The organism is Chromobacterium sp. W521 (assembly GCF_052805975.1).
On sequence record NZ_JBRBAF010000013.1, the window covers coordinates 124,012 to 130,607 of the forward strand.

The 6,596-nt window shown below is 64.1% G+C and carries 6 protein-coding genes; 4 read left to right on the forward strand and 2 right to left on the reverse strand.

All coding sequences use genetic code 11. The features are described 5' to 3' along the window. Positions 1 to 222: 222 nt before the first annotated feature. Together ACUXV1_RS19650 and ACUXV1_RS19655 are read right to left on the reverse strand one after the other, a co-directional pair. The gene (locus tag ACUXV1_RS19650) at positions 223 to 852 is read right to left on the reverse strand and encodes a LysE family translocator (RefSeq protein WP_043633520.1); all 630 of its coding nucleotides are present in this window, start codon (positions 850 to 852) and stop codon (positions 223 to 225) included. A gap of 318 nt (positions 853 to 1,170) precedes the next feature. Then, positions 1,171 to 1,617: a GNAT family N-acetyltransferase gene (locus ACUXV1_RS19655; RefSeq protein WP_203390145.1), complete on the reverse strand. Its 447-nt coding sequence runs from the start codon at positions 1,615 to 1,617 to the stop codon at positions 1,171 to 1,173. Between the two features lie 315 nt (positions 1,618 to 1,932). On the opposite strand from ACUXV1_RS19655, the gene ACUXV1_RS19660 reads away from it, so the two are divergent. The 4 genes from ACUXV1_RS19660 to ACUXV1_RS19675 all read left to right on the forward strand — a co-directional run bounded on the left by ACUXV1_RS19660 (position 1,933) and on the right by ACUXV1_RS19675 (position 6,301). Continuing rightward, the gene (locus ACUXV1_RS19660) at positions 1,933 to 2,247 is read left to right on the forward strand and encodes a DnaJ domain-containing protein (protein ID WP_203390144.1); all 315 of its coding nucleotides are present in this window, start codon (positions 1,933 to 1,935) and stop codon (positions 2,245 to 2,247) included. A 272-nt stretch (positions 2,248 to 2,519) separates the two neighbouring features. Further along, a complete protein-coding gene (locus ACUXV1_RS19665; RefSeq protein WP_194427952.1) occupies positions 2,520 to 3,968 on the forward strand; it encodes an alkaline phosphatase in 1,449 nt (482 codons plus the stop codon). Positions 3,969 to 4,017: 49 nt separating this feature from the next. Further along, positions 4,018 to 5,379: an alkaline phosphatase gene (locus tag ACUXV1_RS19670; RefSeq protein ID WP_231138314.1), complete on the forward strand. Its 1,362-nt coding sequence runs from the start codon at positions 4,018 to 4,020 to the stop codon at positions 5,377 to 5,379. Positions 5,380 to 5,635: 256 nt separating this feature from the next. Beyond that, the gene (locus ACUXV1_RS19675; protein ID WP_203390142.1) at positions 5,636 to 6,301 is read left to right on the forward strand and encodes a hypothetical protein; all 666 of its coding nucleotides are present in this window, start codon (positions 5,636 to 5,638) and stop codon (positions 6,299 to 6,301) included. The last annotated feature ends 295 nt before the right edge of the window (positions 6,302 to 6,596 follow it).

Genomic DNA, 6,596 nt, shown 5'->3' on the forward strand with positions numbered 1-6,596 from the left:
GCTTAATTCACAACTACGCGAATTCCAGAGCAAATGAGGCGGGCTTGGCGGATGACGCGCGGTCTGGCACCGTAGCTTTTATAAGGACGCAGCTTAAAGAACCTCTGGTAATCCGGACTTGCAAAAATTGTTGATTTGGCGAAATGGTTTTATTGAAACCGCCACCCAAATAAAAAAGCCCGCCGATCCCGGCGGGCTTGTTCTTGCGCAGCGGCGACGCGCTCAGCTCATATCGCTGCGGCGGTACAGGCTGAGGCCGATGGCCAACACCGCCAGCATGCCGGCGCAACTGCGGTTGATCCAGCCCATGACGCGGGCGGAGAAGGTGCGCATCGCATGGCGGCCGCCGTAGGCGTAGATGAACATCATCACGCAATCCACGCTGGCGGTGACCACGGCCAGAATCATGTATTGCGGCACCGCCGGCTGGTCCTGGCGGATGAACTGCGGCAGGAAGGCGGTAAAAAACAGCAGCCCCTTGGGATTGGACAGGCCCACCACCAAGGAACGCAAAAACGTGCCGCGCCCGCTGGCCTCGCCGTTCTGTGCGCTGGCCGCCAGCGCCTGAGTGGGCGCGCGCCACATCATCCAGGCCAGATAGACCAGATAGGCGGCTCCGCCCCATTTGACGATGGAAAACAATTGTTCCGACGCTTGCAACAGCGCGCCCAGGCCGCAGCCCACGGCCGCGATCAACAGCAGATCAGACAACACCGCGCCGGCAAAACCGTAGCTGGCGATGCGCATGCCGTGGCTGGCGCCGTTGTTGAGCGCCAGCAGCATGGACGGACCGGGGGTGATCATCACGGCGCTGACGGCGACGATATATAGCAACAAGGTGGTGAAACTCATTCAAAACTCCAGGACGGCTATCATCTATGACTTGGCGCGGCCACCCGAAAACAGTCGACGACGAAGGCGCGCGCGAAACGCGGCGTCTTGGCATGAAACAGGGAACTGGGTATTGCGGACAGGGGCGGCAAACAACGCAGAGCCGGCATCATAATATAAAAGCCGGCGCGGCTGTAGTGGCATATTGGCTTATGCTTATGCGCTTAAAGAAGAAGCGCTCCCTCTTTACCTGCAAGCGGCGCGCCTCCAAACGCTCGGGAGCCCGCGTATCCGGCACGCCCCCGGCTCATCAGCCTCGTCGCCGGAGGCGCGCCTCGTTCAGCCCCCGCGCCGCTTCTCGTACACCACATCTCCGCCCTCTGCCAAGCCGGCTTGCCGCCACCCCTGGCGCTGGTAAAAGCCGTTGGCGCGGATGGCTTCGTCGCCGTCGGTGGTCAGCCGGATCAGCAAATGGCGCTGAAACAGCGCGGCCTCCGCCTGGCGCAGCAGTTGCCGGCCCAGGCCCAAGCCCTCGAACTCCGGCTTGATGAACAAGGCGAACACTTCGCCGGCGTCCAGGTCCGCCATGGCGAAGCCGGCCGGCTGGCCGTCCTGCTCCGCGATCCAGGCGCAGGGCGCGGCGGCGATGGTTTCGGCGATAGTCTCCGGCGTGATGCCAAGGCCGGCCAGTTGCTCGATGGAAAGGTGGTTTTGCCGGACGCTGGTGCGGATATCGAACAGCGCGGCGATGTCGGCCCGGACGGCCAGACGGATGGTGGGACTCATACGCTTCCTTGCGGGCCGCCGCCTCCCCGGATCGGCGGGCGGCGCTAGATTACGAGCGGCTAACAATGGTCCTGATGCCGCGTTGCGCCGACTGGCCGTACTCAAGTACTGCCTGCGCCGGCGCGCCTTGCCTCAGCCGTAACACTGACTGTTGTTAGCCACTCTAAAAGAACATGGCCGGGTCGGATGGGACCGCCCGCCGGCGGCAAAGTTTCGCCGGCCGCGGCCCCGCGCCGGGAACCCGCGGCCGGCCCGCCGCTCCATATTGCTATTCCGTCCGCAAGCGCGGACGGCCTCTGCCAAGGAGCCGTATCGATGCGATTGATTGCGCTGCTGTTGTTTGCCCTGCTGGCCTACTGGCTGATCCGCCGGGCGCTGAGTCCTTCGCGACCGGAGACGCCGTCGGCCCGCCCCGTCTCCGAAACCGAACGCGCCTGCCAGGTGCTGCAAATCGCCTGGCCCTGCTCCGCGGAGGAGCTCAAAGCGGCTTACCGGGCGCGGATGGCGGAGTACCATCCGGACAAGGTCAGCGCCCTGGGCCTGGAGCTGCGCGAGCTGGCGGAACGCAAAAGCAAGGAAATCAACGCCGCCTATCAACGGCTGCTGCCCCTGTGCGCCAAACAACGCTAAGAGCCTGTTTACGATCTCGCGAGCTAAGGCGAGACAAGGCGAAAACGGCTGAGAAAGCGGAATGTACATAGGGTACATGAGTATTTCGAAGCCGGTTTCAACGCCGTATCGCCGACGCGCAGCAGATCATAAATAGGTTCTAAGCGCAGCCCGTCAACGCCCAAGCCCCCTCCCGGTTGACTCGGCAACAAAAGCTTCATCAAAACCTCTCCTGGCCGAAACATGCGCCCACTATGCTGTGCCGGTTTTTTTCATGCCCGGAACATAACATCATGCGCATCCTTAGCCTGACCCTGGCCGTGACGGCCGCCATCGGCCTGGCCGCCTGCGGCAGCAACGGCGGCCCCGCCAGCGGCTCCGCCAACAATAACCAGGGCCTACGCCCCGTCGCCAAAAACGTAATCTTTTTCCTGGGCGACGGCATGGGCATCAACACCACCACCGCCGCCCGCATCTATGCCGTGGGCGAAGACGGCGAGCTGACCATGGACACGCTGCCGGAAAGCGGCTTCGTCAAAACCTTCTCCAACGACGCTCAAGTCACCGACAGCGCGCCGTCCATGTCCGCCTACATGACCGGCGTGAAGATGAACAACGAAGTCATCTCCATGTCCACCAACACCCAGGCCAAATCCCCCAACGCGGACTTCACCTCCAACTGCGGCAGCGGCAACGGCCAGCCGGTCAGCACCCTGCTGGAACTGGCCAAGGCCGGCGGCAAGGCCACCGGCGTGGTCACCACCACCCGCGTCACCCACGCCACCCCGGCCGCCACTTACGCCCACGTCTGCCACCGCGACGCCGAATCCGACATCGCCGCCCAACTGGTGCCGGGCGGCGCGCTATACAACGCCAAGCTGCAAGACGGCGTGGACGTGGTGTTTGGCGGCGGCCGCCAGTTCTTCCTGCCCAAGGCCGCCGGCGGCAAACGCGCCGACGGCCGCGACCTGGTGGCGGAGCTGAAAGCCAAGGGCTACGGCTACGCCGCGGACAAAACCGGCTTCAACGCGCTGGACCCGGCCAAGACCAACCGCGCAGTGGGCCTGTTCACCAGCAGCCACATGAGCTACGACCTGGACCGCGACGCCGCCAAGGAACCCAGCCTGGCCGAGATGACCGCCAAGGCCATCTCCATGCTGGCGGACCGCAAGGACAAGCAGGGCTTTTTCCTGATGGTGGAAGGCGGCCGCATCGACCACGCGCTGCATGAAACCACCGCCAAGAAAGCCTTGCAGGACACCGTGGCCTTCGACCAGGCGATCAAGACCGCCATCGACGCGATGAAACAGCGCGATCCGGACCTGAAAAACACCCTGATCGTGGTCACCGCGGACCACGACCACACCCTGGTGCTCAACGGCTACGCCCAACGCACCGGCAAGACCACCCCCAGCAATCCCGGCGTGCTGGGCCTGGTGAAAAACTACAGCAACGGCAGCGTGGCCACCGACGCCGACGGCATGCCCTACTCTATCATCGGCTTCGGCAACGGCGAAAACCGCGTCAACGGCAACCGCAACGCCGCTACCGCGCTGACCGACGCCGCGGTCTCCGCCAACGACTACCACCAGGAAGCCGCGGTGCGCATGCCGGCCGGCGGCGAGACCCACGGCGGCACCGATGTCTTCATCGGCGCCATCGGCCAGGGTTCGGACGCCTTCCAGGGCTTCCTGGAGAACATCGACGTGTTTGGCCTGGTGAAGAAAGCCGCCGCGCTTTGAGCCGCGCCGCCCCCAAACGCTACGCAAATATCCATACAAGAGAACCGCAATGAAACCGATGATGAAACCGCTGCTGAGCGTTGCCGCGCTGGCCGCCGCCCTGCACGCGCTCCCGGCCCAGGCCGCGGGCGAAGCCAAGAACGTGATCTTCTTCCTGGGCGACGGCATGGGCCCCACCACCGTCACCGCCTCCCGCATCTACAAATACGGCGAAGCCGGCAAGCTGAACATGGAACAGCTGTCCCGCACCGCCCGCGTCAAAACCTTCTCCAACGACGCGCAAACCACCGACAGCGCGCCGTCCATGTCCGCCTATATGACCGGCGTGAAGATGAACAACGAAGTCATCTCCATGTCCGCCGACACCCGCGCCATCGACCCCAACAGCAACGGCACCGGCAATTGCGGCGTCGGCAACGGCCAAGCGGCCACCACCCTGCTGGAGCTGGCCAAGGCCAAGGGCAAGGCCATCGGCGCGGTAACCACCACCCGCGTCACCCACGCCACCCCGGCCGCCACTTACGCCCACGTCTGCCACCGCGACGCCGAATCCGACATCGCCGCCCAGGCGGTTCCGGGCGGCGCCGGCTACAACGCCAAGCTGGGCGCCGGCCTGGACGTGCTGATGGGCGGCGGCAGCAAATTCTTCCTGCCCACCGCCTCCGGTGGCAAACGCCCGGACGGCCGCAACCTGCTGACCGAGATGCAAGCCAAGGGCTACACCCTGGTCAGCAGCGGCAGCGAGCTGGCCGCCTTCAATCCGCAGTCCGGAAGCAAACTGCTGGGCATCTTCAACAAAGACCACATGGACTACGAGCTGGACCGGGTGAAGAACAATCTTAACCAGCCCAGCCTGGCGGATATGACCGCCAAGGCCATCGACACCCTGTCCCGCAACGGCAACGGCTATGTGCTGATGGTGGAAGGCGGCCGCATCGACCACGCGCTGCATGGCACCAACGCCAAGCGCGCGCTGGAAGACACCATCGCCTTCGACAACGCCATCAAGACCGCGCTGGCCAAGGTGGACCTCAACAACACCCTGATCGTGGTCACCGCGGACCACGACCACACCATGACCATCAACGGCTACGCCAAGCGCGGCAACCCCATTCACGACATCGTGCGCGGCTACGCCGACGGCAAGGAATCCAAGGACGCGGACGGCGCCACCTACACCGCGCTGGTATTCGGCAACGGCCCCAACCGCAAGGCCACCCGCGTATCGGTGGACTCCGCCACCGCGATGGGCGACGACTACCAACAGGAAACCGGCATCCGCCTGTCCAGCGAAACCCACGGCGGCGGCGACGTGATGCTGATGTCCGGCGGCGCCGGCTCCAAGGGTTTCAAGGGCGTGATGGACAACACCAAGGTGTTTGGCCTGGTGAAAAGCGCGCTGGGCTTGTAAGAACCTGTTTACGATCTGCTGCGCGTCGTGGAGCGTTACACAGTGAGTACAAGCTCAAAATGCTCATGTACCACACGTACATTCCGCTTTTTCACTCGTTTTCGCCTGGTCTCGCTCTAGCTTGCGAAATCGTAAACAGGCTCTAAACCCCCGCCCCCGCGCCGGCGCCGCTCCAGGCCCGGCGCGGCCGTCACGGATTCACTCCATTCGGCTTGCCCTCGGGCAAGCCTCCTTTTACGAATGACGAAAGACCACGATGAAAATCCTGCTGCCGCTAGCCTTGCTGGCCCTGTCCCCGACCCTGCGCGCCGCCGTGCCGGACCTGGTGGCCACCATCAGCTACGAAACCGTCACCATCGGCAACGACGGCGTGGAAAAAACCATACGCTATAGGGAAAAACTGACCCGCCAGGGCAAACACGTCTGGCGCGAACGGCTGAACGCGCGCGCCGGCGGCCATGACCACGATCATGGCGCGGAAGACGGCCACGATCATATCGACTACGCCGCCGCCAGCCGCCACGTGTGGCTGGACGCCAAAGGCCAGCCGCGGCTGGAATTCGCCGTGCCGCAACAGCGGCTGCTGGTGCAGGTGGGCCAGCGCGAATGGAGCGACGTGGGCTTCGACGGCTCCTGGACCCTGGCCAGCCAGCTGGTGGACATTGAAAAACTGAAAGGCTTTACCGTCGGCCCCGGCGCGGACGGCAGCCGCTGGTATCGCAAAACCGCCAACGGCCACAGCAAGCAATTGCAATGGAGCACGCGCTGGGCGCTGCCGCTGCGGGTGGAGTCCCGCTCGCAGGACGGCCGCCATCGCGAAAGCATGCGCGTGGACATCCGCCCGCTGGCCGCCGGCCAGCCATTGCCCTGGGCGCAAACCGGGCGGCTGCGCGGCAAGGACTATATGGATACGCTGGACTGAGCCTTCAGCAGCCCTCCTCCATCGGCCAAAACCTGGCAATAGGGACAGGTAAAACCCAGCAAAGGGTGAACATTCGAGCGGCATAGCTTGTCACCGCCTACCCAGATACTTAGAATCCTCCCGCTATCTAGTTTCTTGAGCCGAAAACACCCCCTCGGACACCCTCCTGCGCGAGGGTGCTTTTATTTTTGCGTTTGGAAACCGCCCGCCCCATGGACCTCAGCACCCTGCTCGCCAGCTTCGCCTCCGCCTTCAATCAAGACCAACGCCTGCTCACCCTCAGCCTGGGCGACGG